We start from the raw sequence: 26603 nt of genomic DNA on the forward strand, positions 1-26603 counted from the left end.
TCGCCCCGCGAACGGGTAAAGTGGAAGCAAACCCCGGGATTCTTGCTCACGGCGGTCATGGCGTGTTTCTTCGCCGCGACCGGGGGAGTCCAGGGGGTATCGGGGCCGTCCCTCATTGGGGTCCAATGGTGAGGTCCGGTCCTTTGTCTCCGCGCCGTTCGGAAGAGGTGCGCAATGGATCCATGGCTGATTTGGCTCATCGTCGCCGCTGTGCTGGCGGTGGCGGAGATCTTCACGCTCACCGCCGCGCTCGGAATGCTGAGTGCCGCCGCGCTGGTCACGGCGGGGACCGCCGCGATCGGGCTGCCGGTTCCTTTCCAGTTCCTGGTCTTCTCCGTCGTCGCCGTCGCCACCGTGGTCTTCGTGCGCCCCGTCGCGGTGCGCCGGATGCGCCGGCCGCAAACGGCGCGATTCGGTGTGGAAGCGCTGGTGGGCAAGGCCGCCTCGGTCGTCACGGAGGTGACGGGCCTGGGCGGCAGGGTGCGTATCGAGGGTGAGGAGTGGACGGCCCGCGCATACGACGAGACTCTGGTGATCCCTCCCGGGGCGACCGTCGACGTCATTGAGATCAGTGGTGCCACCGCGTACGTCTACCCCCGGGACTGAAACCATGGAAACCTCGGCGTTTCTCATCGCAGGCCTGATCGTCGCGCTTTTCGCGATCTTCACCGTGGTGCGGACGGTGCGTATCGTTCCCCAGGCGCGCGCTCGTAATGTCGAACGGCTCGGCCGTTACCATCGCACGCTGAATCCCGGCCTCAATCTCGTCATTCCCTACATCGACCGCGTCCATCCGGTGATCGATCTGCGGGAGCAGGTCGTCTCCTTCAAACCGCAGCCGGTCATCACCGAGGACAACCTGGTCGTCGAGATCGACACCGTCCTGTACTTCCAGGTCACCGATCCGCGGGCGGCCTTCTACGAGATCGCGAGTTTCCTCCAGGCCGTCGAGCAGCTGACCGTCACCACCCTGCGCAACGTCGTGGGCTCCATGGACCTGGAGAAGACGCTCACCTCACGGGACACCATCAACAGCCAGCTCCGTGGAGTGCTGGACGAGGCCACCGGCAAGTGGGGGCTGCGGGTCAACCGGGTGGAGATCAAGGCCATCGACCCGCCGCAGACCATCAAGGACGCGATGCAGAAGCAGATGCGGGCCGAGCGGGACAAGCGGGCCGCGATCCTCGGGGCCGAGGGACAGCGCCAGTCGCAGATCCTCACCGCCGAAGGCGACAAGCAGGCCGCCGTCCTGCGGGCCGAGGGCAACCGTACCGCCGCGATCCTCCAGGCGGAGGGCCAGTCCCGGGCCATCGACGAGGTGTTCCAGGCCGTGCACCGCAACGACCCCGACCCCAAGCTGCTCGCCTACCAGTACCTCCAGACGCTGCCGCAGCTGGCCCAGGGCTCGGGCAACAACTTCTGGGTCATCCCCAGTGAGATCACCTCCGCGCTCCAAGGCGTGTCGCGGGCCTTCAGCGAGGAGCTGCCCAAGTCGTCGGCCACCCGGGAGCGGCGGGACGACGGCATGGCCGCCCAGGCCGCCAGCGACACGGCGCAGGCGGCGGAGGCGGCCGCCGAGGCCGTCGCCGACGCCGCCAAGGCGGACGGCGCCGCCGCCCCCGCCGCCCTTCCGTCCGATCCGCCTTCCCGGCGGTGAGCGGCCGGTGACGACAGCCGCTCGGCCGCCGTCCCGGAGGTGGCCGGCGGGGTCCGTCCGCCTGGGGCGAGAGGGCCCGGTACGCACGGCCCCGCGTCCGGGACCTGTCCGCCGGACGGGCCCGGCTCGGGGAGCCGGCCGTGCCCGTGTCCTTGAGGTCGTCGGAGGACGATGAGCGCACCCGCGCGTTCGGCCCCCTGCGCAGGGCCGGGCCCGGCCTCGGTGATCTCCGAAGGGCCCGCGCGGGAGGGCCCGTGCGCCGGATCCCGCCGGCCCGCGGTCGCATCGACCACGTCGGCGGGGCGCACGCCCTGGGGGAGCTCGCCGGCCGGCGCGCACAGGTAATGATCCACGAGACCGACGCACCGATGCTCCGCTCGCGGCGGGCCCACGTGGACGGACACCTCGCCCGCCGGGGCCGGCACCTGGGGCCCCGGCGGGCGAGGCGAGGGCGACGGCGGCCGCGAGCGCCGTCATCTTTGGCGGGACGGAGCCCACCCTGCTCGTCAGGGGCGGGGAGCGCATCTCGCCGGGCGGCGGCGTCCACCCGTCCCGGCTCGTGCTGCCGTTCACGACGCTCACGGAGGCGGACGCCGCCGGGCCGGGCCCCGCCCGTGGCCACGAAGCGGGCCGGCGCAGCAGCCGCTGACGTGCCGTCACCGCGCCGCCGGGGCCCCGCGCACCCGGCGGCCGCGTCGTCGTGCCCCTCCCGGCGGCGTGGTCCGGCACCGCCCGGCAGTCCGGGCGGCGGGCCGCCGAACATGTCGGCTGCATGGCGGTGGTGTTTCGTTCGTGCGGGCCCTCTTGTGCAATTCCTGTGGAACCCTCAATCTTTCGGCTGACGCCCGCAGTCGGTCCGGCAGTGATCATTGACATGTTCACGTCACTCGTGACCGGCTACGCCACACCAGCGGCACGTGTGTCACCAGCACCGACCCCCACAGCAACGCACCCCGACTGAGGAGGAACCCTCACATGGCGTTGATGCGTCACCCCCACCGAAGACTGGCCACCCTCGGCGTCGCGACCAGCGCGGCACTCGTGGCAGGCCTCGTCTCCGCGCTCCCCGCCGGCGCTGCCCCGGCCGCCGCCGAAGGCCACATCCAGTACGAGGGCGCTGCGAACGCCGTCAGCGACAGCTTCATCGTGACCCTGAAGGCGGACGAGGCGAAGTCCGGCTCCGCCGAGGGCCGCGCGGTGGCCAAGAAGTACGGCGCCGAGATCGAGCGGACCTACACCAAGGCGCTCAACGGCTACGAGGTCGAGGCCTCCGAGGCCGAGGCGAAACGTCTCGCCGCCGACCCGGCCGTCGCCTCGGTGGTCCAGAACCGCACGTTCCGCACCACCGGCACCCAGACCAACCCGCCCTCCTGGGGACTGGACCGCATCGACCAGGCGAACCTGCCGCTGAACAACTCGTACACCTACCCGGACTCGGCCGGCGAGGGGGTGACGGCGTACATCATCGACACCGGTGTCCGCATCTCGCACAGCGACTTCGGCGGCCGCGCCCGTAACGGCTACGACGCCGTCGACAACGACAACGTGGCCCAGGACGGCAACGGCCACGGCACCCACGTCGCGGGCACCGTCGCGGGCAGCGCCCACGGTGTGGCCAAGAAGGCCGACATCGTGGGCGTCCGCGTGCTGAACAACGCGGGCTCCGGCACCACCGCCGGGGTCGTGGCCGGCATCGACTGGGTGGCGCGGAACGCGGTCAAGCCGGCCGTCGCCAACATGTCCCTCGGCGGCGGTGCCGACAGCGCCCTCGACGCGGCCGTGCGCAACGCGATCAACGCCGGCATCACCTTCGTCGTCGCCGCGGGCAACGAGTCCACCAACGCCTCCACCAAGTCCCCGGCCCGGGTGACCGAGGCGATCACCGTCGGCGCCACCACCTCCAGCGACGCCCGCGCCGGCTACTCCAACTACGGTTCGGTCCTGGACATCTTCGCCCCGGGCTCCTCCATCACCTCGGGCTGGCACACCGGCGACTCGGCCACCAACACCATCTCCGGCACGTCCATGGCGAGCCCGCACGTCGCCGGAGCGGCCGCACTCCACCTGGCCGACAACCCCTCGGCCACCCCCGCCCAGGTCTCCTCCGCGCTGACCTCCGCCGCCACCAGCGGTGTCGTCGGCAACCCGGGCAGCGGTTCACCCAACCGCCTGCTGAGGGTCGGGGAGGGCGGCACCACCCCGCCGCCCCCCGGTGACCGCTTCGAGAGCACCCAGGGCGTCAACATCGCCGACAACTCCACCGTCGAGACCTCGGTGACCGTCTCCGGTGTCCCGGGCAACGCGCCCTCCGACCTGGCCGTCGAGGTGGACATCACCCACACCTACATCGGCGACCTCCGGGTCCAGCTGATCGCCCCCGACGGCACGGCGTACACGCTGAAGGCGTACGGCACCGGCGGCAGCGCGGACAACATCGACACCACGTACACGGTCGACGCCTCCTCGGAGACCGCGAACGGCACCTGGAAGCTGCGCGTCAGCGACAACTACACGTACGACACGGGCCGGCTGAACGGCTGGGCCCTGCAGTTCTGATCCGACGGGACCGGATCCGCGGGCAGGTGCCCGGGACGCCGCCCCCCGTCCTCGCCCCCGTGAGCGGGCTCCGGACCACCGGTCCGGCCCTCCGCCACGGGGGCGTGGCGTGGGGACGGGGGCGGGGCGCCCCGCCCGGCGCGGGCGGCTCGAACAGGGGGTGCCCTCAACGGCCCTGTCCGACGGCACGCTTACGATGCGCGGAGCCATGTGCCCCGGGCGGCGGTCCGCGCCGGCGCACGCACCACGTCCCCGCAGCAGCACGGCAGAACCAGGAGCACGGCACTCGTGTCCATACCCCCGCCCTCCGGGCCCCGGCAGCCCGGGGGCGCCCCGGAGCAGCACCCGCAGGGGCAGTACCCCGCTCCCCGGCCCCAAGGGCCGTACGCGCCACCGCCGTTCCCCCAGAACCCGTACGGGCACCGGCCTCCGCCCCGCTTCAACGGGCTCGCCATCGCCTCGCTCGTCCTCGGCCTGCTGTGGTTCGTGCCGGTCGTCGGGCTCGTGCTGGGGATCGTCGCGCTGGGGCAGATCCGGCGTCGGGGGGAGCAGGGCCGGGGCATGGCGATCGGCGGGATCGTGATGTCCTCCGTGTCGCTGGTGGCGTGGGTCGTGCTCACCGCGCTCCTCGCCGTCTTCTGGGACGAGCTCGACGAGGTCTCCGTGACGGACGGCACCGGGGTCCACGCCCTCGCCGACGGCGACTGCTTCGACTCGCCCGGAGGACTGGTGGGCTGGGCGACCGAGGCCGACCGGGTGCCGTGCGAGGGGGAGCACGACGGGGAGGTCTTCGGCACCGTCCGTCTGCCCGACGGCCCCTACCCGGGCGACGACAGCCTCTTCGACACCGCCGACGAACGGTGCTACGGCCTCGAGGACGCCTACGCCATGGACGGCTGGGCCCTGCCGGCCGACGTGGACGTGTACCACCTGACCCCGTCCAGGGACAGCTGGGACCACGGCGACCGCGTCATCACCTGCGTGTTCGGCAACCAGGACGAGAACGGCACCCTCACCGGTTCGCTGCGCCGGGACGAGACCACGCTCGACGCGGACCAGGTGGTCTACCTGAAGAGCACGCACGTCATCAACGCGGCGCTGGACCGGGCCCCCGGGTCGGAGGCCGTCGAGGACGACCTGCCCGGCCACCGGGAATGGGCCCGGGAGATCTCCGAGGCGCTCGCCGGGCAGAGCGGGATGCTGCGGGACCACGCGTGGCCGGCCGCCGCCGAGGAGCCCGTGGCGGATCTCGTCGGTGTCCTCGAGAAGGCCGAGGCCGCATGGGCGAAGGCCGCCGAGGCGGACGACGTGGACACCTTCTACGCGCACTACGACAGGGGCTGGGAACTCATCGACCCCGAGCAGTCGGTCCCCGCACGCGAAGCCCTGGACCTGGCCACCACCCCGCCCGTGTTCGACGGGGACGACGGCGGGGACGGGGCCGGGGACGGGAGGGCCGACGAGGACCGCATCGAGGTGTGAGGGCCGCTATAACGGGGAGAAAGTGCCTGCGTGAAGACCCCCGCGGGGGTACGTCATCACATCGAGTGATTCTCTGGCCTTCGCTTGCCTGGTGCAACGTACGGTTGCCACGCTGTCGCCGTCCGTACGACCTGATGGGAGCGGCCAGTGACATTCGGTGAGCAGCCGGCATATCTGCGCGTCGCGGGTGATCTCCGCAAGAAGATCGTCGACGGTCGGCTGCCCCCGCACACCCGCCTTCCGTCCCAGGCGCGGATCCGCGAGGAGTACGGCGTCTCCGACACGGTCGCGCTGGAGGCGCGCAAGGTGCTCATGGCGGAGGGCCTCGTCGAGGGCCGCTCCGGTTCGGGGACCTACGTCCGTGAGCGGCCGGTGCCCCGGCGCGTGGCCCGTTCCGGGTTCCGCCCGGAGCGTGGCGCCACCCCGTTCCGGCAGGAGCAGGCGGACGGGGACGTGCGCGGCACCTGGGAGTCGAGCAGCGAGCAGGCCGATGCCTGCGGGGACGTCGCCGAGCGGCTCGGGGTCGAGCCGGGGGACAGGGTGATGCGCACCCGGTACCTCTTCCGGGAGGCCGGCGAGCCGATGATGCTCTCCACCTCCTGGGAGCCGCTCGCCCTGACCGGCCGGACGCCCGTGATGCTGCCCGAGGAGGGTCCCCTCGGCGGCATGGGCGTGGTCGAGCGCATGCGCGCCATCGACGTGATCGTGGACAACGTGACCGAGGAGGTCGGCGCCCGCCCCGGCCTCGCCGAGGAGCTGGTGCTGCTCGGCGGCGTTCCCGGCCACGTCGTCCTGGTCGTCCGGCGCACGTACTACGCCTCGGGCCGCCCGGTCGAGACGGCCGACGTGGTGATCCCCGCCGACCGGTACCGGGTCGCGTACCACCTCCCGGTGAAGTAGCCGGGCCGGCGGTCGTCACGGACCGCGACCCCGAGCCGCCGGCGCCCCCGGCACACTCCCTCTGCGCCCCGTCCGGGCGCGCGCTCCTCCCGACGGGCAGTGGCGTGCCCGTTCGGGCGCCGCACGAATCTGGCCGTTCTCGCAGGTGACCCCCCGGCGGCAGGCGCGGAGGCGGCACGCCCCTGACCGGATGCGTCGAATTCACCCACGGCGCATTCGTCGCGATGCGCCCCCTGCGTACTGGCCGGTTGCGTGCCTCTTCGTGCAAACCCATGTTCGCTGAGTGAAGGCAAGGCGTAGGGTCGGGCATATGCGGACTGGGGATTCCTTACCGGGCAGGGCGCGGCGCAGGTCGCGGACGGGGAGCGGAGGGGCGCGATGAACGACGGCACGGCCACGCTTCCCTGGCTCGTGGTGCGACAGGACGACAACGGCAACCGCTATCGCGTGGGCCGGTACGCGACCCGCGCCGAGGCGCAGAAGATCGCGGACAGTCTCGACGGCCGCGGGCACAAGCAGCTGTACTGGGTCGAGCACACGGGGCGCACCGCGACACCCTCCGAGTGATCTCCCGCCGGTCTCCCACGGACCCCACCACGACGCGGTCCGCCCCCGCCTCCGTCCCGTCACGTTCGGGGCAGGCCCCCGGGTCTGCCGTAGGCTCCGGCGCATGAGCGAGCGGATCGTGGTGGTCGGTGCGGCCCTGTGGCACGGGGGACGGCTGCTCGCCGCCCGCCGCAGCGCCCCCGCCGACCTGGCCGGGCGCTGGGAGCTGCCGGGTGGCAAGGTCGAGCCGGATGAGGCCGAAGACGTTGCTGTCGTGCGGGAGTTGCGTGAGGAACTCGGTGTGGACGCCGAGGCCGAAGAGCGCGTGCCGGGGGAGTGGGCGCTGAGGGCGCCGTACGTGATGCGGGTGTGGACCGCCCGCCTGCGCCCGGGGTCCGCCGCCCCCGAGCCCCTCGAGGACCACGACCGGCTGCGCTGGCTGACTCCCGCGCAGATCTGGGACGTCGACTGGCTGGACCACGACGTGCCGGCCGTCCGCGACCTGCTCGCCCATCTGGACCTCACCGCGCGGGGCGGGTGACGCACGCGCCGCGGCGGACGGGTGCGCGCGCCGCGTTCCGCATCACCGTCCCGTGTGTCATGACGTGGCGTCGAAGACGGTATTCGACCGCCGATGCCGGGTATGAGCCCATTGGTCCTACAGGGTCCGACCCATTGGGTCCTACAGGGGCCGAGGGGTCTGTGGAGCGGAGCACGGGCGGTGCACCGGCCGCCGGTGAGGGACGGAGGTGATCCGGTGGCCGACACCGAGGGCGACCACGTCACCTGGACCTTCCCCGCGGACCCGGGCGCCGCGGGTGCGGCGCGCTCCACGGTCCGGGCCCAGTTGCACGGCTGGGGCCTCGACTGCGTCGACGACCAAGCGGCCCTGCTGGTCAGTGAACTGGTCACCAACGCACTCCGGCACGCCACCGGCCCCATCGGCGTCCGCCTGCTGCGTCCCTCCGGCCTCGACGGGGTCCTGCGGGTGGAGGTCTCGGACCCGCTGCCGGGCCTTCCGTACGAGCGGTTCGCCCGGCCCGAGGACGAGGGCGGGCGCGGACTGCAGCTCCTCGCCCGTACCGCCCGCCGCTGGGGCACCTGGTCCGGCGACGTCGGCAAGACCGTGTGGTTCGAACTCGTCGTGCCGAAATGAGCGTTCGCCCCCGGCTGAAAACAGCCGCTGCACCGCTCCTCGCCGGTGTCCGCACGGGGCCTTCCGCCGGGCGGCCGGTTCAGGCCCCCGACGGTTGTCGAAGAAGGGGGTTCGATGACGTGTCCGCTGGTTAGAAGACGGGGAGTGTTCTCACAGACCGGACCGAAAAGCATCGGGGCCGTGCTGTGATCGTGAACACCGTGTTGTGCGGCGCCGTAGTGCTGGATACTGCGGGCAGCCGCCCCCGGTGACCGGTGCCGGACGCGGTGAGCTGGAGGGGACGGTTCGCGTGAGCGAGATACCAGCGAAGGCCACGGAGTCCGAGGACCCGTCGGGCGGCGCGAGGGCCGGGGCCGAGGACGGCCTCTCCTCCGGCGATGCCTCCTGCCCCGCTCCTCTCGGAGACCTCCTGCCCGCCGGTGACGTCCCGTCCGCGGGCGGGACGTGGCAGGTCAGTCCTCCCGGCTCCATGTACGACTACATCGAGGTCGCGTCCTTCTCCATCGGCCCCGACGGACTGGTCGACCAGTGGAGCCTGCGCGCCGAGCAGATCTTCGGCATCCCGGCACGGCGGGCGGTCGGGGCGGACCCCATCGCGGTCTTCGTCGACCCGGACCGGCGCGAGCAGGGCCAGCGCAAGATGGCCGAGATCCTCGACGGCCGGGAGTGGACCGGGGTCGTGCCCTTCCGGCTCCCCGACACGGGGGAGAGCGGCGAGCCCGGGGGCGAGGCCCTCGCCGAGGTCTACGTCATGCCGACGCGCACCGAGGAGGGGGAGAAGGCGGCCGTCTGCATCGTCGTCGACGTGCGCACCCTGCGCAGCATCGAGACCGACCTCGCCGCTTCGCAGGCCATTTTCGGCCAATCTCCTTTCGGTTTTCTGCTGATCGACCCCGACCTGCGGGTTCGCCGCGCCAACGAGCGGTTCGCGTCCATCTTCGGCGGTACGCCCGACGACCACCGGGGCAGGGACGTCCAGAGCTATCTGCCGCGCGGTGAGGCCGAGCGGGTCGACGCGACCATGCGCAGGGTGCTGGACACCGGCCAGTCCATCACGGACATGCACGTCACGGGTTTCGTACCGGGCTCCGCCGGGCGCCGTCACTGGTCCATCAACCTGTACCGCGTGCACAGCGGCAGCGGCCGCCCCATCGGCATCGCCTGGCTGGGGACGGACATCACCGCCCGCCGCGCCGCCGCCCGGGAGGCCGCCGCCGCGCGGCGCAATCTCGCGCTGCTCAACGAGGCGGGCGCCCGGATCGGCAACTCCCTGGACCTGGAGACCACGGCCCGCGAACTCCTCGACGTGGCCGTCCCCGGATTCTGCGACCTGGCCACCGTCGACCTCTACCAGGGGCTGCTGGCCGGCGACGAGACCCCGCCGGGCCTCGCCGACGGCAGCGCGGAGGTGCGCCGCGTCGCCTTCGCCAGCGCCGTCTCCGAAGCGCCGTTCAGCGTCACCGGCGAGCCCGTCGAACTCGGCGCCGTCCACCACTACGCGTTCAACTCGCCGTGCGCGGACGCCCTGCGCACCGCCCGCCCGCGGACCCTGCCGGGTGAGGACGGCGGGCTGGTGCGGTCCACGCTCGCCGTGCCGATGGTCGCCCACGACACGGTGGTCGGTCTCGCCCAGTTCGCCCGGACCAAGGGCAGCGAGCCGTTCGGGGACCGCGACCGGGAACTCGCGGTGGAGCTGGCCGCGCGCGCCGCCGTCTGCATCGACAACGCCCGCCTCTACCGGCGCGAGCACGAACGCGCCCTGATACTGCAGCGGTCCCTGCTCCCGCCCGGCGACCCGGAAGCCTCCGGCCTCGACATCGCCTGCCGGTACCTGCCCGGCAGCCCGGCCACCAGCCGCCCCAGCGAGGTCGGCGGCGACTGGTTCGACGTCATCGAACTGCCCGGCCACCGCACCGCGCTGGTCGTCGGGGACGTGATGGGGCGGGGCCTGCGCGCCGCGGTGGCGATGGGCGAACTGCGCACCGCCGTCCGCACCCTGGCCCAGCTCGACCTCGAACCCGCGGAGGTCCTCTCCCAGTTGGACGAGATCGCCCGGGGCCTCGGCGCCCCGGGAGGCGTGCAGCAGGCGACCCGGGCCGCCCGCCGCCCCCAGGAGGCCGACCTCTCCGAGGTCTACCTGGCGACGTGCGTCTACGCCGTGTACGACTCGGTGACCCGCAGGTGCACCTTCGCCAACGCGGGCCACCTGCCGCCCCTCCTGGTCGAACCCGGCGAGCCCGCGCTGATGCTGGACGTGCCGCCGGGCCTGCCGCTCGGCGTCGGAGGGGAACCCTTCGAGGAGGTCGAGGTCGAGCTGCCCGAGGGCGCCCTGCTCGCGCTCTACACGGACGGACTGGTCGAGAGCCGCGACCATCCCCTCGACGAGGGCCTCCAGGCCTTCGTGGGCGCGCTCACCGACCCCGTCCGGCCGTCGGACGACGACCCCCACGACGGCTCCGCGCCGCCGCGCGCCGACACCCGGAACCTGGAGGACGTCTGCGACCACGTCCTCAACACCCTCGACACCCACCACGGCGAGGACGACATCGCGCTGCTGATGGCACGTGTCCAGGGACTGCCCGCCGACTCCGTGGGCGACTGGGCGCTGCCGCGCGAACCCCGCAGCGTGGGCCGCGCCCGCGAGTATGCCCGTACACAACTGCTCGCCTGGGACCTGGAACCCCTCGTCGACACCACGGAACTCCTGGTCAGCGAGCTGGTCACCAACGCCCTGCGGTACGGCGAGGGCGAGATCAGGCTCCGTCTCCTGCTCGACCGCACCCTGGTCTGCGAGGTCTGGGACGCCGGCCTGGTCCAGCCGCGCCGCCGCCGCGCCCGCGACACCGACGAGGGTGGCCGCGGCCTCCAGCTCGTCGGCCTGCTCAGCGCGGCCTGGGGCTCCCGCCGCACCCCCCGCGGCAAGACCGTCTGGTTCGAACTCCCCCTCCCCGGCGCCGACACCACCCTCACCGACCCGGCGGAGGCCCTCCTGAGCCTCTTCTGAGCCTCCTCCGGCACCTCGGCCGGCGGGCCGGGCCCGGCCGAGCCGGGCCCGGCCGAGCCGGGGCCGGTCCGCTCACCGGGAAGAGCGGGTGAACACTCCATGACGGCGGGGCGTCGTCACCGAGAGATTTTCGCGGCGCGGTGGCAGGGTCCTATGTGAGCGACCGGTCGGCCCTCTACGGTCGGTGGCACCTCCCACCCCAGCGAGGATCACCGACCCATGCGAGCTCTCCTCACCAGCAAGGCCGCCCGGCGCGGCCTGCGTCCGGTCGTCGAACTGATCGACCAGCGCATCCAGCGGCAGATCAGACGGGCCCTCGCGGACACCGCGGGCGAACCGTTGCGCCAGGAGCTCAGAACGCTGCGCAACCGCCAGCGCCCCCTCGAGCTCCTCTTCGACGGGACAGGGCGCGGCGCGTCCCGCCTTCCCTCCGCCTCCCACCTGGAGCGGAGCATCGAGGAGCTGACCCGGGTCACCGGGGACCGCGAGGGCGCGGAACGCAACATGGCCCAGGCCTTCCGGCTGCTCGTCGCCCTGGAGGCGCTCGGCGTCGGCCGGATCGCCGGCGGCACCATGAACATCTGCGGCAAGCTGTCCGCCGTGCCCCTGCTCGATCCGCCGAACGACGAGATCCTCGAGATCGGCACGCTGTACGGCATGTTCGGCGCGGGTCTGATCCGGATGATGGAGCGCGCCGGACGCGATCCGAGGCTGACCATCGTCGACCCGCTCGCGGGGACACAGCTCCAGCCCGGCGCCTCCATGACGGACGACGCCTCCGGCACCCCGGTGCGCGAAGCGGCCGTGCGCGCCAACCTGGCCATGATGGGCGCCGCCGGTGCGGCGACCCGGATCCAGCAGGGCTTCTCCGAGGACCCCGGGGTACGGGCCCTGGTCTCCGACCGTTCCTACGGTGTGATCATCGTGGACGGCGACCACTCGGCCGCCGGTGTCGCCGCGGACCTGGAGTGGGCCGAGCGGATCGTGGCGCCCGGCGGCATCGTCGTCCTGGACGACTTCGGGCACCCGAAGTGGCCGGGGATCAAGGAGGCCTATGAGAAGCACATGGCCACCGACACCCGGCTGACCTTCCTCGGCCAGGTGGCGCACTCGGGCTATCTGAGGGCGGCGTGACCCCGGGCCCCGAGCCCTCTGAGGTCCCGGGCTCTCGGGCCTTGGGATCCCGGGCCTTCTGGGTTCCCGGGCCCGGAGTTCTCTGAGGTCCCGGGCCCCGAGCTCGGGCCTCAGGGCCTTCTGAGTCCCCGGGCTCTCTGGGTTCTCGGGTCCGGGGTTTCCGAGCCGCGAGGTCCTGGGCTCTCGGGCCTTGGGATCCCGGGCTCTCTGAGGTCCCGGGTCTTCTGGCTTCCCGGGCCTCGGGGCCTCCGGGCCCTGCCGGTGGCCCGGGTCCTGCCGGTGTCCCGGGCCCTGCCCGTGTCCCGGGTCCCGGCCGGGGCGCCGGGAGCGCCCGGCGTCAGGACGGGGCCGACCGGCGCCGGATCCTGTTCCCGAGCCAGACGAGCGGGTCGTACTTGCGGTCCACCGCCCGTTCCTTCAGCGGGATCAGTGCGTTGTCCGTGATCCTGATGCCCTCGGGGCACACCTCGGTGCAGCACTTGGTGATGTTGCAGTAACCGAGCCCGTGCTCGTCCTGCGCCGCGCGTCCCCGGTCCAGGCCCGAGGCGCCGGCCGCGTCCAGCGGATGCATGTCCAGCTCCGCCACCCGCATCAGGAACCGCGGTCCGGCGAAGGCCTGCTTGTTCTCCTCGTGGTCGCGGACGACATGGCAGATGTCCTGGCACAGGAAGCACTCGATGCACTTGCGGAACTCCTGCGACCGCTCCACGTCCTCCTGTGTCATCCGGTACTCGCCGGGCCCGACCCCCTCCGGCGGTACGAAGGCCGGGACCTCCCTCGCCTTGGTGTAGTTGAAGCCGACGTCCGTCACGAGATCGCGGATCACCGGGAAGGCCCGCAGCGGCGTCACGGTGATCGTCTCGTCCCGCGTGAAGACCGACATCCGGGTCATGCACAGCAGCCGCGGGCGGCCGTTGATCTCCGCCGAGCACGAACCGCACTTGCCCGCCTTGCAGTTCCAGCGGACGGCGAGGTCGGGGGCCTGGGTGGCCTGCAGCCGGTGCACGATGTCGAGGACCACCTCGCCGTCGTGCACCTCCACCCGGAAGTCCTCCAGGCCGCCGCCCCGCACGTCCCCCCGCCACACCTTGAAGCGGGCCTCATAGCTGCTCACTCGTACAGCTCCTCTTCGGTGAGGTACTTGACCAGCTCCTCCTTCTCGAAGAGGGCGAGCAGGTCGGGGCGGATGGGTTCGGTGGTCTCACGGGTGAGGGTGATCTGGCCGCGCACGCTGCCGGTGGCCGCGAGACCGCCCGTGGGGTCGGTGAGCGTGCACAGCAGGTTGACGTTGCGCCAGGTGCGTTCCATCGCCGCGTGGTCCTCACGGGTGTGGCCGCCGCGCGACTCGGTGCGCTCCAGCGCCGCCCGGGCCACGCACTCGCTGACCAGCAGCATGTTCCTGAGGTCCAGGGCGAGGTGCCAGCCCGGGTTGAACTGCCGGTGCCCCTCGACCCCGGCCCGGCGGGCCCGTACCCGCAGCGCGGCGAGCTTCTCCAGGGCCTGCTCCATCTCGTGCTCGCGGCGGATGATGCCGACCAGGTCGTTCATCGTCTGCTGGAGTTCCTGGTGCAGGGTGTACGGGTTCTCCGGCGGCCCCTCGTCGGGTTCCCCGCCCTCCGCGGAGAACGGCCGCAGTGCCTCCGCGGCGGCGGCGTCCACCTGGACGTCGTCCACCCGGGGCCGTTCCCGCCCCCGCTCCCACCCGTGTCCCACCGCGTGCTCGGCCGCGTGCCGGCCCGCCCGACGACCGAACACCAGCAGGTCGGAGAGGGAGTTGCCGCCCAGCCGGTTGGAGCCGTGCATGCCGCCGGCCACCTCGCCGGCCGCGAACAGCCCCGGCACCCCGCGCGCCGCCGCCGTGTCCGAGTCGACGGCGATGCCGCCCATCACGTAGTGGCAGGTGGGCCCGACCTCCATCGCCTCCGCCGTGATGTCGACGTCCGCCAGCTCCTTGAACTGGTGGTACATCGACGGCAGCCGGCGTCTGATGACCTCGGCCGGCATCCGGGTGGACACGTCCAGGAAGACCCCGCCGTGCGGGGAGCCGCGGCCCGCCTTCACCTCGGCGTTGATCGCGCGGGCGACCTCGTCGCGGGGGAGCAGTTCGGGGGGACGGCGGTGGTGGTCCGGGTCGTCGTACCAGCGGTCGCCCTCCTCCTCGGACTCGGCGTACTTCTCCTTGAAGACGTCCGGCACGTAGTCGAACATGAACCGCTTGCCGTCGGAGTTGCGCAGCACCCCGCCGTCGCCGCGCACCGACTCCGTGACCAGGATGCCCTTCACCGACGGCGGCCAGACCATGCCCGTCGGGTGGAACTGCACGAACTCCATGTTGAGCAGCGGGGCCCCGGCCAGCAGCGCCAGCGCGTGACCGTCGCCGGTGTACTCCCACGAGTTCGACGTCACCTTGAAGGACTTGCCGATGCCGCCCGTGGCGAGGACCACGGCGGGTGCCCGGAGGACGAAGAAGCGCCCGGACTCCCGCTCGTAGCCGAAGACACCGGAAACATGACGGCCGTCCTTGAGCACGCGGGTGACCGTGCACTCCTGGAGGACCCTCAGCCGGGACTCGTGGTCGCCGGTCTCCCGGAAGTCCTCCTGCTGGAGGGCGACGATCTTCTGCTGGAGGGTGCGGATCAGCTCCAGGCCGGTGCGGTCGCCGACGTGCGCGAGGCGCGGGTACTCGTGGCCGCCGAAGTTGCGCTGCGAGATCCGGCCGTCCTTCGTCCGGTCGAACAGCGCGCCCCAGGTCTCCAGCTCCCACACCCGCTGCGGCGCCTCCCGGGCGTGCAGCTCGGCCATCCGCCACTGGTTGAGGAACTTCCCGCCGCGCAGGGTGTCGCGGAAGTGGACCTTCCAGTTGTCGCCGGTGTTGACGTTGGCCATGGCGGCGGCGATCCCGCCCTCGGCCATCACGGTGTGGGCCTTGCCGAACAGCGACTTGCAGATCACCGCCGTACGGGCGCCCCGCTCGCGTGCCTCGACGGCGGCGCGCAGTCCGGCGCCGCCCGCACCGACCACGACGACGTCCCATTCCTGCCGGTCGACCACGGGCATCAGGCAGTCCCCACTCAGCTAGAAGAAACCTAGAAGAAACGCGGATCGTCGAAGGCGCCGGACGCGAGGAGGTAGACGTAGAGGTCGGCGACCGCCACGCTCACCAGCGACGCCCAGGCGAGCTGCATGTGCCGGGCGTTCAGCCGGCCCACCCACTGCCACATCCGGTAGCGCACGGGATGCCGGGAGAAGTGCTTGAGCTTGCCGCCGACGATGTGCCGGCAGGAGTGGCAGGAGAGGGTGTACGCCCAGATCAGCACGATGTTGACCAGGAAGACGAGGGTGCCGAACCCCATGTGGCCCCACGCGTAGTCCTCGTCGCGGAAGGCGAGGGCGGTGTCGTAGGTCAGCACCAGGGCGACCAGGAGCGCCGCGTAGAAGAAGTACCGGTGGGTGTTCTGCAGGATCAGCGGGAAGCGGGTCTCCCCGGTGTACTTCTTGTGCGGTTCGGCGACCGCGCAGGCCGGCGGGGACGCCCAGAAGCCCCGGTAGTAGGCCTTGCGGTAGTAGTAGCAGGTCAGGCGGAAGCCGAGCGGGAAGATCAGGATGAGGACCGCCGGTGAGAAACCCCACCAGCCGCCGACGACCTCCCAGTTGGGCCCGCCGCGCATCGGCTCGCAGTTCTCGGCGAGGCACGGGGAGTAGAACGGTGAGACGTACGGCGCCGCGTAGTAGTCCGCGTTCGACAGGGCCCGCCAGGTCGAGTAGACGACGAAGGCGAGCAGACCGGCCGCGGTGGCGGCCGGGGCCAGCCACCAGCGGTCGGTCCGCAGGTGCGGAGCGGCGATCGCGGCGCGGGTACCGGTTCTCACGCCGGTACGTCGGGGTGGGGGTTCTGTGGCGGGAGGTTCCGTACCAGTGGCCACTTGTCCGCTCCGGTCGGGGTCAGGGGGCGCGGCGGGTCCTGCGGGGTGGAGGGGGACTCGAACGGGATCAGGGGGCGCGACGGTCGCGCGCGCCGAGCCCCTCGTCGTCGATGTCCACCCACAGGGACGGGTCGTACGGCGCGTCGGAGATGGTGACGAGATCGGTCCGCTTCGGTACGCCGACCGTGGTGGCGGCCGTCTCCCGGAGCAGCGCGACGCTCTCGCGCAGGTGGTTGGTGTCGGCCCGGACGCGGCGCATCTCCAGGCCGCCGCTGCCGAGCTGTTTCTCCAGGCGCCCCACCGACCGGATCAGGTCGTCGAGACTGCGCTGGACGGATACCAGTTCGTCGTGCACGGACATGACTTGCCCTCACTTCCCGCGGGTCCTTCAGGTCCTTCAGGCCCAAGGCGGCAACGTTCGTGCGCCTGAGAGTGTTGCGCGTCACACCTTGTGCTGTGAAGGGATGTGCATCGATTGGCCGAGGCGCACGGGTGCACCGCGCGGTGTCGTACGCCGTGCGGGTGACCTTCCGGTCCACGGCCGTCGTGTCGCTCCCGGTTGCCGAACCCTTTCCTCTTCAGTGGCCGCATACATCAGATGAAATCCAAATACCACCAAAAGTGATCGTAACGCCCGCGGCTTCACGGAGGTAACCCAGAGATGTCCCACGACGGCGTCGGCCCGCGCGCGGTCACGCGCTCGGTCGCCCTCCTCACCGCGGGCGCGCTCGCACTGCCCGCGCTGGCCGGATGCAGCTCCGACGACGACCCGGCCGGCCGGCCCCTCGCCGGCGGGGACATCGCCCGCGCCGACCGCGCGCGGGTCGCCGACGGCGGCACCCTGCGCTGGGCCGTGGACTCCGTCCCGGAGACCCTGAACGCCTTCCAGGCGGACGCCGACGCCACCACCACCCGGATCGCCCAGGCCGTACTGCCGTCGATGTACCGGATGGACGGCCGGGGGCGTCCGGCACGCAACCCCGACTACCTGGAGTCCGCCGAGGTCGTCGAGACCGAGCCCAAGCAGGTCGTCCTCTACAAGCTCAACCAGCAGGCCGTCTGGAGCGACGGCCGGGAGATCGGCGCCGCCGACTTCGCCGCCCAGTGGCGGGCCCTGTCCGGCAAGGACTCCGCCTACTGGACCGCCCGCAACGCCGGCTACGACCGCATCGAGAAGATCCAGCGCGGCAAGAGCGACCTGGAGGTCAAGGTCACCTTCAGCCGCCCCTACGCCGACTGGAAGTCGCTGTTCGCGCCGCTCTACCCGAAGGACGTCATGGGCGCCCCGGACTCCTTCAACGACGGGGCCCGCACGAAGCTGAAGGTCACCGCCGGCCCGTTCGAGGTGAAGAAGGTCGACCGCAAGACCGACGAGGTCACCCTCACCCGCAACGCCCGCTGGTGGGGCGAGCCGGCCCGGCTCTCCACGATCGTGCTGCGCGAGGTCCCCCGCGACGAACGGATCGCCGCGCTCACCGACGGAACCCTGGACCTGGCCGAGATCGACGCCCCGGCCGCCCGCCGCCTCTCCGCCGCCGGCCCGCAGGACACGGACGCGAGCGGGAGCGCGAGCGCGCGGGGTGGTGGGGCCGCGGGCGGTACATCCCTGATGGGTCCCCAGGCCGCCGGGTTCGGAGCCGGGCGGTCCGCGGCCGGGGCCCTGCGCTCCCGGGCCCTCGCGAACGGATTCGACGAGGAGGCCGCCGACGAGGAGACCTCCGCCCGCGCGGAGCAGCGCGAGGCCGCCGCGGAGCTCGCGCGCGAGGAGCGGGCCCTCAGCGGTTTCGAGGTGCGCAAGTCGCTGGAGCCCGCCTACACCCAGCTCGCCCTCAACGGAGCCGAGGGGCCCCTCGCCGACGACCGGGTCCGCCGCGCCGTGGCCCGCGCCCTGGACCGGCGGGACCTGGCGGAAGCGGTTCTGAAACCGCTCGGCCTGCCCGCCGAGCCCGTCGGCAGCCACCTCGCGCTCTCCGGGCAGGCCGCCTACGCCGACGGCAGCGGTGCCCTCGGCGACCAGAACGCCAAGGAGGCGAGGGCCCTGCTCGCGGACGCCGGCTGGGTACCGGGCGGCCCGGTGAAGAAGGACGAGCAGGCCGCCGGGGCAGAGGGCAGGAAGGCGGAATCGTCCGACGAGGCTTCCGACAAGGACAAGGACAAGGGCAAGGACGAGGAATCCGGGAACGGCGCCGACGACGACGGCACGTACATCGTGGGCGAGGACGAGGAGGGGGACGCCGAGGACCACGAGGGTGACGGCGGGGACGACGGAAACAACGGCGACGACGACCACCTCGCCCAGGACGGCACCCAGCACACCCGGCTGAGCCAGGGCGGTGTCCCCGGCGCCTACGCCCCCTTGGGCACCGCCGCCCCCGCCCAGGCGGAGGACGCCCCGCTCGCCAAGGACGGCAAGGCACTCACGCTCGACTTCGTGCTCCCCTCCGGCCCCGGCTCGGAGGTCCTTGGCGCCGTGGCGGACCGGATCGCGAAGATGCTGGAGCGGGTCGGTATCCGTACGGAGATCACCGAGGTCGACGACGAGAGCTATTTCACGGACCACATCGCCTCCGGTGAGTACGACCTCGCCCTCTACTCCTGGCCCGCGACCGCCTACCCCGCCACCGACGCCCGCCCCGTCTACGCCAAGCCGGTCCCGGCCGCCGACGGCTCGCTGAACGTCGGGCAGAACTACACCCGCGTCGGCACCGACCAGGTCGACCAGCTCTTCGACCAGGCCCTCGCGACGCTCGACGACGCGAAGCGCGCCGAACTGCTCCGCAAGGCGGACGCCCGTATCTGGGCGGCGGCCGGCTCGATCCCCCTCTACCAGCGCCCCCAGCTCACCGCCGTCCGCAAGGACCTGGCCAACACCGGCGCGTTCGGTTTCCGTACCCCGGTCTACGAGGACATGGGGTACCTGAAGAAGGGAGCGCAGGGCCAGACCGGCACACCGTGGGGGGAGGCCCCCGAGCCCTTCGGCTCCGGTTCCGCCTCGGAGCGGGATCCGGAGCCGGAACGGGAATCGGAGGCGGAACGGGAATCGGACCCGGAATCGGACCCGGAGCCGGAGACGGACTCGAACCCCGAATCGGAGCCGGAGTCGGATTCCTGATCAGTCCTGATCACCCCGTGTGACGACCCGTGTGACGGCCCGTGCGGCCGGTCCGGACGAGGAGGGCGAGCCCCCGGTGCCGGGGGCCCGTACCATGGGGGGTGGCCGCGGCGTGTCCAGCCCGGCAGGGCCCGCGCACCGCAGCCGTCTGCGCAGGGCATTCCTCACCATTCCGGGAGTACGCCTTTTATGGCCACGCGCCACGACATCCGCAACGTCGCCATCGTCGCCCACGTCGACCACGGCAAGACCACCATCGTCGACGGCATGCTGAAGCAGGCCGGCGCCTTCGCCGCGCACCAGCTCGACTCGGTCGACGACCGCATGATGGACTCGAACGACCTGGAGCGTGAGAAGGGCATCACGATCCTCGCCAAGAACACGGCGGTGAAGTATCACCCCAAGGACGGCGGGGACCTGATCACGATCAACATCATCGACACCCCCGGCCACGCCGACTTCGGTGGCGAGGTCGAGCGCGGTCTGTCGATGGTCGACGGTGTCGTGCTGCTCGTCGACGCCTCCGAGGGCCCGCTGCCGCAGACCCGCTTCGTGCTGCGCAAGGCGCTCCAGCAGCGGCTGCCGATCATCCTCTGCATCAACAAGACGGACCGTCCGGACGCCCGTATCGACGAGGTGGTCAACGAGACCTACGACCTCTTCCTCGACCTGGACGCCGACGAGGAGCAGATCGAGTTCCCGATCGTCTACGCCTGCGGCCGTGACGGGGTCGCCTCGCTGACCAAGCCGGAGGACGGCACGGTCCCGGCCGACTCGGACTCGCTCGAGCCGTTCTTCTCCACCATCCTGTCGCACATCCCGGCCCCCACCTACGACGAGGGCGCCCCGCTCCAGGCCCACGTGACCAACCTCGACGCCGACAACTTCCTCGGCCGGATCGCGCTGCTGCGCGTGCACCAGGGCGAGCTGAAGAAGGGGCAGACCGTCGCGTGGATGAAGCGCGACGGGACCGTGTCCAACGTGCGCATCTCCGAGCTGATGATGACCGAGGCGCTCACCCGCAAGCCCGCCGAGAAGGCCGGCCCCGGTGACATCTGCGCGGTCGCCGGCATCCCGGAGATCATGATCGGCGAGACCCTGGCCGACCCGGAGACCCCGGTTCCGCTGCCGCTGATCACGGTGGACGAGCCCGCGATCTCCATGACCATCGGCACCAACACCTCGCCGCTGGTCGGCCGCGGCGGCACCGGCAAGGGCGCCGACGCGAAGGCGGCCGTGAAGGACCGCAAGGTCACCGCCCGCCAGGTCAAGGACCGCCTGGACCGCGAGCTCATCGGCAACGTGTCGCTGCGCGTCCTGGACACCGGCCGCCCCGACGCCTGGGAGGTGCAGGGCCGCGGCGAGCTGGCTCTGGCGATCCTGGTCGAGCAGATGCGCCGGGAGGGCTACGAGCTGACCGTCGGCAAGCCGCAGGTCGTCACCCGCGAGATCGACGGCAAGGTGCACGAGCCCGTCGAGCGCATGACGATCGACGTGCCCGAGGAGCACATGGGTGCGGTCACGCAGGTCATGGGCGTCCGCAAGGGCCGGATGGACAACATGTCGAACCACGGCTCCGGCTGGGTGCGTCTGGAGTTCGTGGTGCCCTCGCGCGGTCTGATCGGTTTCCGTACCGAGTTCCTCACGCAGACCCGCGGCACCGGCATCGCGCACTCCATCCACGAGGGCCACGAGCCCTGGTTCGGACCGCTGCAGACCCGGAACAACGGCTCCCTGGTCGCCGACCGCTCCGGCGCGGTCACCGCGTTCGCGATGACCAACCTGCAGGAGCGCGGCGTGCTGTTCGTCGAGCCCGGCACCGAGGTGTACGAGGGCATGATCGTCGGCGAGAACTCCCGCGCCGACGACATGGACGTCAACATCACCAAGGAGAAGAAGCTCACCAACATGCGGTCCTCCTCGGCGGATTCGTTCGAGGCGATCGTCCCGCCGCGCAAGCTGTCGCTGGAGCAGTCCCTGGAGTTCTGCCGCGACGACGAGTGCGTCGAGGTGACCCCGGAGTCGGTCCGTATCCGCAAGGTGAACCTGGACGGCCGCGAGCGCGCCCGCGCCGCGAGCCGCGCCAAGCACGGCTGACCCGCCGGCCCGCGCAGGCACGCGGGCATGCGCGCACACAGCACCGGGCACCCCTGCTCCCAGGGGTGCCCGGTGCTGTGTGCACCCGCACGGTGCGATGCCACCGCGCGATGTCACGGCGCAGGGGAGCAGAAGAGGAGGGTAGGGATAACCCTCGATCCGGCCGGGAGGTGCCCCTGAAGTGGGCGATGCCCACTACCCTTCTCCCGGAGCGGACCGCGGTCGCGGCCGGCGTGGTGCGATTCACGTCCGGAGTGTCACGGTCCGAGGCCGGGGCCAACGGCTCTGCCGCCCCGGCATGCTGAGTGCACGTCAGCCCTGCGAGGGATCCTGCACGGCGATCACGCCTCCCGCAACGGCTTTTCTCCCGCAAGGTGTCCGCTATGCGGACGGTTGGCGCCGATAGATGTGTAACAAGTCCGTTTCGCAGGGATCTCTTCCGAAACCCTTTGTCCGGATTTTGGAAGATGTAGGGCCCAGCTGTGATCGAACCGAGACCTCGTGGGTGTGGTTCGGCTCTGTCGCATGGCAGATAGTTAGGCGCGTAGAGCTCGGCCGAACGGGTCACGCGTCGAGGGCGCGGGCTCGCGGGCCAGGGGGCACCTGATGATCTCCGACACCGGCGACGGGCGGTGGACGAAGACGTGTCGAGTGCTCCCCTTTGCGGTGAACCAGTGGATTCATGAGGAGGAACCCATGCGAGGTGCCACAAGCGCCATATGGGTCGCGTCGTCCCCGATGACAGGTGTAGGCCCCGTGGGTACGTTCAGTGCTGTTCCCGCTCCCGCGGCCGAGGCAACGATCCGGCGTCGCGAACTTCCTTGACTGTCCGGTCCGTGACCGGCCGGAGCCGGCCGCGGACCGGGGTCCCCGGCGGTGGGGTTCACCTCCAGTCGCTGATCCAGCCGCGCGCTTCAATGACGTACGCCGTGCGAAGGCCGTCGGACCGCTTGTGTACCGTCGACGGCCTCCAACACCTGTGAAACGGACGAATCATGACGAGTCCAACCGAGATCGAGGGGGCTGTGGCCTCTCCCGTCTTGGACAAAGAGAGCGGGCCGCAGGGCGGCGCCCAGGAGCCGAAGAAGCTCGAGGGCCGCAGCCCCGGGCAGCTGATGTGGGCGCGCTTCAAGCGCGACCGCACCGGAGTGGTCTCCGCCTTCGTCGTCCTGTTCTTCTTCGCGGTCGCGGCAGCGGCGCCGCTGATCTCGAAGGCGTACGGCAAGGACCCGTACACGCTCTACGGACAGGAGAACCCGGACCTCCTGGACATGTTCACCATGCCGGCGGCGCCCTTCGGCGGCATCACCGGCGAGTTCTGGTTCGGCATCGAGCCGGGCCTGGGCCGCGACGTGTTCACGCAGCTGGTGTACGGCATCCGGACCTCGCTGTTCACGGCGCTGGCCGCGGCGCTGCTGGTCACCCTCATCGGTGTGCTGATCGGTCTCGTCGGGGGCTATTTCGGCGGCAAGGTCGACTACTGGCTCGGCCGGGTGACCGACTTCTTCATGGCCCTGCCCAACCAGCTCTTCTTCGTCGCCGCGATGCCGGTCATCACCACCGTGTTCGTCGCTCCTGACGAGGAGACGCCCACCTACGTGCGGGCCAGCGCGATCATCATCGTGCTCTCGTTCCTGGGCTGGATGAGCATGGCCCGGATCGTCCGCGCGGCCACGCTGTCGCTGCGCGACCGGGAGTTCATCGAGGCGGCGCGCATCTCCGGGGCCTCGCCCTGGCGGATCATCCGCAAGGAACTGCTGCCCAACATCGTCACGCCGGTGCTGGTCCAGGCGACCCTCGCGCTGCCGTCCCTCATCCTCAGCATCGCCTTCCTCTCTTTCGTGGGCGTCGGATACGTCGAACCCACGCCGGACTGGGGCCGCATGTTCGCCATCGGGGCCGACATCGTCGAACAGGACCCGTACTACATGCTCTTCCCCGGAATGGCCATGGTGACCTTCATTGTGGCCTTCAACCTCCTCGGTGACTCGGTGCGGGACGCGTTCGATCCCAAGACGGGCCGCTGAGTCCGGGGACTCCTCATCCTTGCCCCGGTCGGCTTCGGTGCCACCCGGCCCGCTTCCGGCCAGTAACAACCACGCTCACTACTCACAGGCAGGTGGATTCGACTCCATGAGCATCTTCCGAAACCGCACCGCTACAGCCGCGATTGTCGCGGTGGCGGCCGGCGCCCTGACCCTCACCGCGTGCGGCGGTGGCGACGGCGGCAGCTCGGCCAAGGACACCAGCAAGCAGAAGAAGGACGCCGCCGCCCAGTCGAAGCCGGTGCAGATCGGCGATGCCGAGGCGTCGACCGGTCCGGCCCCCGAGGTCCCCGGCGCCAAGCCCGGCGGCACCGCGGTCGTCTACCAGGAGTCGGACTTCTCGCACCTGGACCCGGGCCAGATCTACGTCTCGGACGGCAAGCTGCTCAGCCGCCTGATCTACCGCGGCCTGACCCAGTACGACGAGGACGACGAGGGCAACCTGACCGTCGTGGGCGACCTCGCCACCGACGCGGGCAAGGTCTCCGACGGCGGCAAGACCTGGACCTACACGCTCAAGGACGACCTCAAGGACGAGAACGGCGACCCGATCAACTCGGCGGACATCCGCCACTCGATCGAGCGCATGTACGCGTCGTTCATCACCGACGGTCCGACCTACCTGCAGCAGTGGCTGTCCGGTGCCGGTACCACCTACCGCGACGCCTACAAGGGTCCGTTCAAGGGCAAGCACCTGCCCGACGACGTCCTGGAGACGCCGGACGACAAGACGGTCGTCTTCCACTTCAAGGACGCGCAGCCCGACCTCCCGCAGCTGCTGACCATGCCCGGTTACGCGGTGGTGCCCGAGGAGTCGGACACCAAGGAGAAGTACGACACCGACCCGGTCGCCACGGGCCCGTACAAGATCGCCGACTTCAAGCCGGGCAAGTCCATGAAGCTGGTCAAGAACGACCAGTGGGACGCGAAGTCCGACTCGGTGCGTCACCAGTACGTCGACGGTTTCGACATCTCGATGAACCACGACGACGAGGACCAGACCAAGACCCTGCTCGCCGACCAGGGCGAGGCCAAGAACGCGATGATGTTCACGGGTCAGGTCGCCACCACGCAGCTGCAGAAGGTGGTGGGCGACAAGGAGGTCATGGACAACCGCACGATCCAGGGCTACGCGCCCTACGTGTGGCAGCTCAACTTCAACATGGACCGCGTCAAGGACAAGAAGCTCCGTGACGCGATCACCCTGGCCATCCCCTCCTCCTCGGTCTTCAAGGCCGACGGTGGCGCCTACGGCGGTGAGGTCGCCAACTCGCTGATGTCGCCCACCACCCCGGGCTACGACGAGTCCTACGACCCGTTCAACCGTGCCAAGAAGCCCAACGGCGACATCGCGGCCGCCAAGAAGCTGATCGACGAAGGCGGTTTCGCGGGCAAGAAGCTCGTCTACGCCTACGCCAACAGCCCGGTCCGTCAGCAGCAGTCCGTGCTGATCGCCGACGCGCTGGAGAAGATCGGTCTCGACATCCAGAAGAAGGAGATCGACGCCGCCACCTGGTACGAGCAGATCGGCAAGGTCGACAACGGCCTCGACCTGTACATGACCGGTTGGGGCCAGGACTGGCCGTCCGCGAACACCGTCTTCCCGCCGCTGTACGACGGCACGCAGATCCAGGACGGTGCGTCGAACTACGCGCACATCAACGACGACCACGTCAACTCCGAGATCGCGCGCATCCAGAAGATCACCGACACCACCGAGGCCACGAAGGCCTGGGCCGAGCTGAACGAGTACATCTCGGACGAGGTCAACCCGGCCGCCCCGATGTACTACACCAAGGTCTTCCAGATCTTCGGCTCGAACATCGGCGGCATCCGCTACAGCTCGGACTCGAGCTACGTGGACGTCACCCGGATCTTCCTGAAGAAGTAGTAGCCGGCTCGTAGGGAAACCGGGGGTGGGCGCGCGGCGGAGCGCCCACCCCCGGGGCCCGGTTCCTGTCCCGACCTCCCAACCGACTGCCGCCGTCCTGAGAGCAGCTTTCTGCCATGCTTCAATTCCTCATTCGCCGGACATTCGGCGCGGCGCTGATTCTGCTGTTGATCAGTGCGTTCACGTTCTTCATGTTCTTCGCGATCCCGCAGGACCCGGCCCTGCTGGCCTGTGGCAAGAACTGCACCCCGGACGCGCTGGAGATCATCCACAAGAACCTGGGCCTCGACAAGCCGGTCACCGTCCAGTACTGGATCTTCCTCACCGGCATCTTCACCGGTCGGGACTTCGCCGTCGGCCACTGCGACGCTCCCTGCTTCGGCGTCTCCTTCGCCAACAACCAGAACGTCTGGGACACGATCATGGATCGTTTCCCGCTCACCTTCTCGCTGACCGTCGGCGGTCTGGTGGTCTTCCTCATCGTCGGCCTCGGCGCCGGCCTGCTGGCCGCCAAGTTCCGCGGCACCTGGCTGGACAAGACCTTCAGCAGTGGTTCGCTGGTCCTCAGCTCGCTGCAGATCTACTTCCTCGGCCCGCTCGTGATGCTCGCCTTCGTCTACAGCACCGGCTGGCTCGACAAGCCGAAGTACGTGCCGTTCTCCGAGGACCTCGGCGGCTGGTTCATGGGTCTGCTGATCCCCTGGGTCGTCATGGCGACCATCTTCACCGCCAACTACACGCGTATGAGCCGCTCCTCGATGATCGAGCAGCTCCAGGAAGAACACGTGAAGGCGGCCCGCGCCAAGGGCATGTCGGGCAACTACGTCTTCATGCGCTACGCCTGGCGCGGCTCCCTCATCCCCATCGTCACCATCCTCGGCATCGACCTGGCCTCGCTGCTGGCGGGCGGCATGGTGACGGAGAAGACCTTCGGCCTGGCCGGTCTCGGCCGGCTCGCGCTGGACTCCGTCATCAACAAGGACCTGCCGATGCTGATGGGCGTCATGCTGATCAGCGCGTCCCTCATCATCCTCTTCAACCTGATCGTGGACGCCCTGTACGCCGTCATCGACCCGCGCGTGCGTCTGTCCTAGGAGAAC

The 26603-nt window shown here is 70.8% G+C and carries 19 protein-coding genes; 15 read left to right on the plus strand and 4 right to left on the minus strand.

The annotated features are described in order from the left end of the window. Positions 1-174 precede the first annotated feature (174 nt). From ORI94_RS25270 to ORI94_RS25315, 10 genes are all read left to right on the plus strand, one after another. Positions 175-606, plus strand: coding sequence for an NfeD family protein (locus tag ORI94_RS25270; protein ID WP_266079647.1), 432 nt, complete (start codon positions 175-177; stop codon positions 604-606). A 4-nt stretch (positions 607-610) separates the two neighbouring features. Continuing rightward, complete coding sequence (locus ORI94_RS25275; protein ID WP_266079649.1) at positions 611-1657, plus strand: SPFH domain-containing protein; 1047 nt, start codon at positions 611-613, stop codon at positions 1655-1657. Positions 1658-2632: 975 nt separating this feature from the next. Further along, positions 2633-4213: a S8 family peptidase gene (locus tag ORI94_RS25280; RefSeq protein ID WP_266079651.1), complete on the plus strand. Its 1581-nt coding sequence runs from the start codon at positions 2633-2635 to the stop codon at positions 4211-4213. 288 nt (positions 4214-4501) lie between these two features. Then, complete coding sequence (locus ORI94_RS25285) at positions 4502-5695, plus strand: DUF4190 domain-containing protein (RefSeq protein WP_266079653.1); 1194 nt, start codon at positions 4502-4504, stop codon at positions 5693-5695. 147 nt (positions 5696-5842) lie between these two features. Continuing rightward, entirely contained in the window at positions 5843-6595 is a 753-nt protein-coding gene (locus ORI94_RS25290; protein WP_042175574.1) for a GntR family transcriptional regulator, read from the plus strand. Between the two features lie 378 nt (positions 6596-6973). Next, the gene (locus ORI94_RS25295) at positions 6974-7162 is read left to right on the plus strand and encodes an SPOR domain-containing protein (protein WP_266079654.1); all 189 of its coding nucleotides are present in this window, start codon (positions 6974-6976) and stop codon (positions 7160-7162) included. A gap of 103 nt (positions 7163-7265) precedes the next feature. After that, positions 7266-7682 (plus strand): (deoxy)nucleoside triphosphate pyrophosphohydrolase, encoded by a 417-nt coding sequence (locus ORI94_RS25300; RefSeq protein ID WP_266079655.1) that lies wholly within the window; start codon positions 7266-7268, stop codon positions 7680-7682. 216 nt (positions 7683-7898) lie between these two features. Continuing rightward, the gene (locus ORI94_RS25305) at positions 7899-8297 is read left to right on the plus strand and encodes an ATP-binding protein (protein ID WP_266079657.1); all 399 of its coding nucleotides are present in this window, start codon (positions 7899-7901) and stop codon (positions 8295-8297) included. A 289-nt stretch (positions 8298-8586) separates the two neighbouring features. Further along, on the plus strand, positions 8587-11301 hold the full coding sequence (locus ORI94_RS25310) for a SpoIIE family protein phosphatase (RefSeq protein WP_266079659.1): 2715 nt from the start codon (positions 8587-8589) through the stop codon (positions 11299-11301). Positions 11302-11520: 219 nt separating this feature from the next. Beyond that, complete coding sequence (locus ORI94_RS25315; protein WP_266079661.1) at positions 11521-12435, plus strand: class I SAM-dependent methyltransferase; 915 nt, start codon at positions 11521-11523, stop codon at positions 12433-12435. Between the two features lie 337 nt (positions 12436-12772). Here the strand turns inward: ORI94_RS25315 and ORI94_RS25320 are convergent, their stop codons facing one another. The 4 genes from ORI94_RS25320 to ORI94_RS25335 all read right to left on the minus strand — a co-directional run bounded on the left by ORI94_RS25320 (position 12773) and on the right by ORI94_RS25335 (position 16719). Then, positions 12773-13549 (minus strand): succinate dehydrogenase/fumarate reductase iron-sulfur subunit, encoded by a 777-nt coding sequence (locus ORI94_RS25320; RefSeq protein WP_266079663.1) that lies wholly within the window; start codon positions 13547-13549, stop codon positions 12773-12775. Next, positions 13546-15492: a fumarate reductase/succinate dehydrogenase flavoprotein subunit gene (locus tag ORI94_RS25325; protein ID WP_266079665.1), complete on the minus strand. Its 1947-nt coding sequence runs from the start codon at positions 15490-15492 to the stop codon at positions 13546-13548. Before ORI94_RS25325 ends, ORI94_RS25320 begins: the two co-directional genes overlap by 4 nt. A 29-nt stretch (positions 15493-15521) precedes the next feature. Next, complete coding sequence (locus tag ORI94_RS25330; RefSeq protein ID WP_266079667.1) at positions 15522-16358, minus strand: hypothetical protein; 837 nt, start codon at positions 16356-16358, stop codon at positions 15522-15524. Positions 16359-16425: 67 nt separating this feature from the next. Continuing rightward, on the minus strand, positions 16426-16719 hold the full coding sequence (locus ORI94_RS25335) for a hypothetical protein (protein WP_266079669.1): 294 nt from the start codon (positions 16717-16719) through the stop codon (positions 16426-16428). A gap of 300 nt (positions 16720-17019) precedes the next feature. Between ORI94_RS25335 and ORI94_RS25340 the strand changes: the two genes are divergently transcribed. From ORI94_RS25340 to ORI94_RS25360, 5 genes are all read left to right on the plus strand, one after another. Further along, positions 17020-19470, plus strand: coding sequence for an ABC transporter family substrate-binding protein (locus ORI94_RS25340; RefSeq protein ID WP_266079671.1), 2451 nt, complete (start codon positions 17020-17022; stop codon positions 19468-19470). A gap of 189 nt (positions 19471-19659) precedes the next feature. Beyond that, positions 19660-21567, plus strand: coding sequence for a translational GTPase TypA (gene typA / locus ORI94_RS25345; RefSeq protein ID WP_042172642.1), 1908 nt, complete (start codon positions 19660-19662; stop codon positions 21565-21567). A gap of 995 nt (positions 21568-22562) precedes the next feature. Next, positions 22563-23594, plus strand: coding sequence for an ABC transporter permease (locus ORI94_RS25350; RefSeq protein WP_266079674.1), 1032 nt, complete (start codon positions 22563-22565; stop codon positions 23592-23594). A 106-nt stretch (positions 23595-23700) separates the two neighbouring features. Next, positions 23701-25503, plus strand: a complete 1803-nt coding sequence (locus tag ORI94_RS25355) for an ABC transporter substrate-binding protein (RefSeq protein WP_266079676.1) — start codon at positions 23701-23703, stop codon at positions 25501-25503. A 116-nt stretch (positions 25504-25619) separates the two neighbouring features. Continuing rightward, entirely contained in the window at positions 25620-26597 is a 978-nt protein-coding gene (locus tag ORI94_RS25360) for an ABC transporter permease (protein ID WP_266079677.1), read from the plus strand. Positions 26598-26603 lie beyond the last annotated feature (6 nt).

The organism is Streptomyces sp. NEAU-W12 (genome assembly GCF_026242095.1).
GTDB lineage: Bacteria > Actinomycetota > Actinomycetes > Streptomycetales > Streptomycetaceae > Streptomyces.

Bases quoted from the DNA above. Each gene is read 5' to 3' on its own strand.
- ORI94_RS25270 (WP_266079647.1), top strand. From the start codon at position 175: ATGGATCCATGGCTGATTTGGCTCATCGTCGCCGCTGTGCTGGCGGTG.
- ORI94_RS25275 (WP_266079649.1), top strand. From the start codon at position 611: ATGGAAACCTCGGCGTTTCTCATCGCAGGCCTGATCGTCGCGCTTTTC.
- ORI94_RS25280 (WP_266079651.1), top strand. From the start codon at position 2,633: ATGGCGTTGATGCGTCACCCCCACCGAAGACTGGCCACCCTCGGCGTC.
- ORI94_RS25295 (WP_266079654.1), top strand. From the start codon at position 6,974: ATGAACGACGGCACGGCCACGCTTCCCTGGCTCGTGGTGCGACAGGAC.
- ORI94_RS25300 (WP_266079655.1), top strand. From the start codon at position 7,266: ATGAGCGAGCGGATCGTGGTGGTCGGTGCGGCCCTGTGGCACGGGGGA.
- ORI94_RS25315 (WP_266079661.1), top strand. From the start codon at position 11,521: ATGCGAGCTCTCCTCACCAGCAAGGCCGCCCGGCGCGGCCTGCGTCCG.
- ORI94_RS25325 (WP_266079665.1), bottom strand. From the start codon at position 15,492: ATGCCCGTGGTCGACCGGCAGGAATGGGACGTCGTCGTGGTCGGTGCG.
- ORI94_RS25335 (WP_266079669.1), bottom strand. From the start codon at position 16,719: ATGTCCGTGCACGACGAACTGGTATCCGTCCAGCGCAGTCTCGACGAC.
- ORI94_RS25340 (WP_266079671.1), top strand. From the start codon at position 17,020: ATGTCCCACGACGGCGTCGGCCCGCGCGCGGTCACGCGCTCGGTCGCC.
- typA (WP_042172642.1), top strand. From the start codon at position 19,660: ATGGCCACGCGCCACGACATCCGCAACGTCGCCATCGTCGCCCACGTC.
- ORI94_RS25350 (WP_266079674.1), top strand. From the start codon at position 22,563: ATGACGAGTCCAACCGAGATCGAGGGGGCTGTGGCCTCTCCCGTCTTG.
- ORI94_RS25355 (WP_266079676.1), top strand. From the start codon at position 23,701: ATGAGCATCTTCCGAAACCGCACCGCTACAGCCGCGATTGTCGCGGTG.
- ORI94_RS25360 (WP_266079677.1), top strand. From the start codon at position 25,620: ATGCTTCAATTCCTCATTCGCCGGACATTCGGCGCGGCGCTGATTCTG.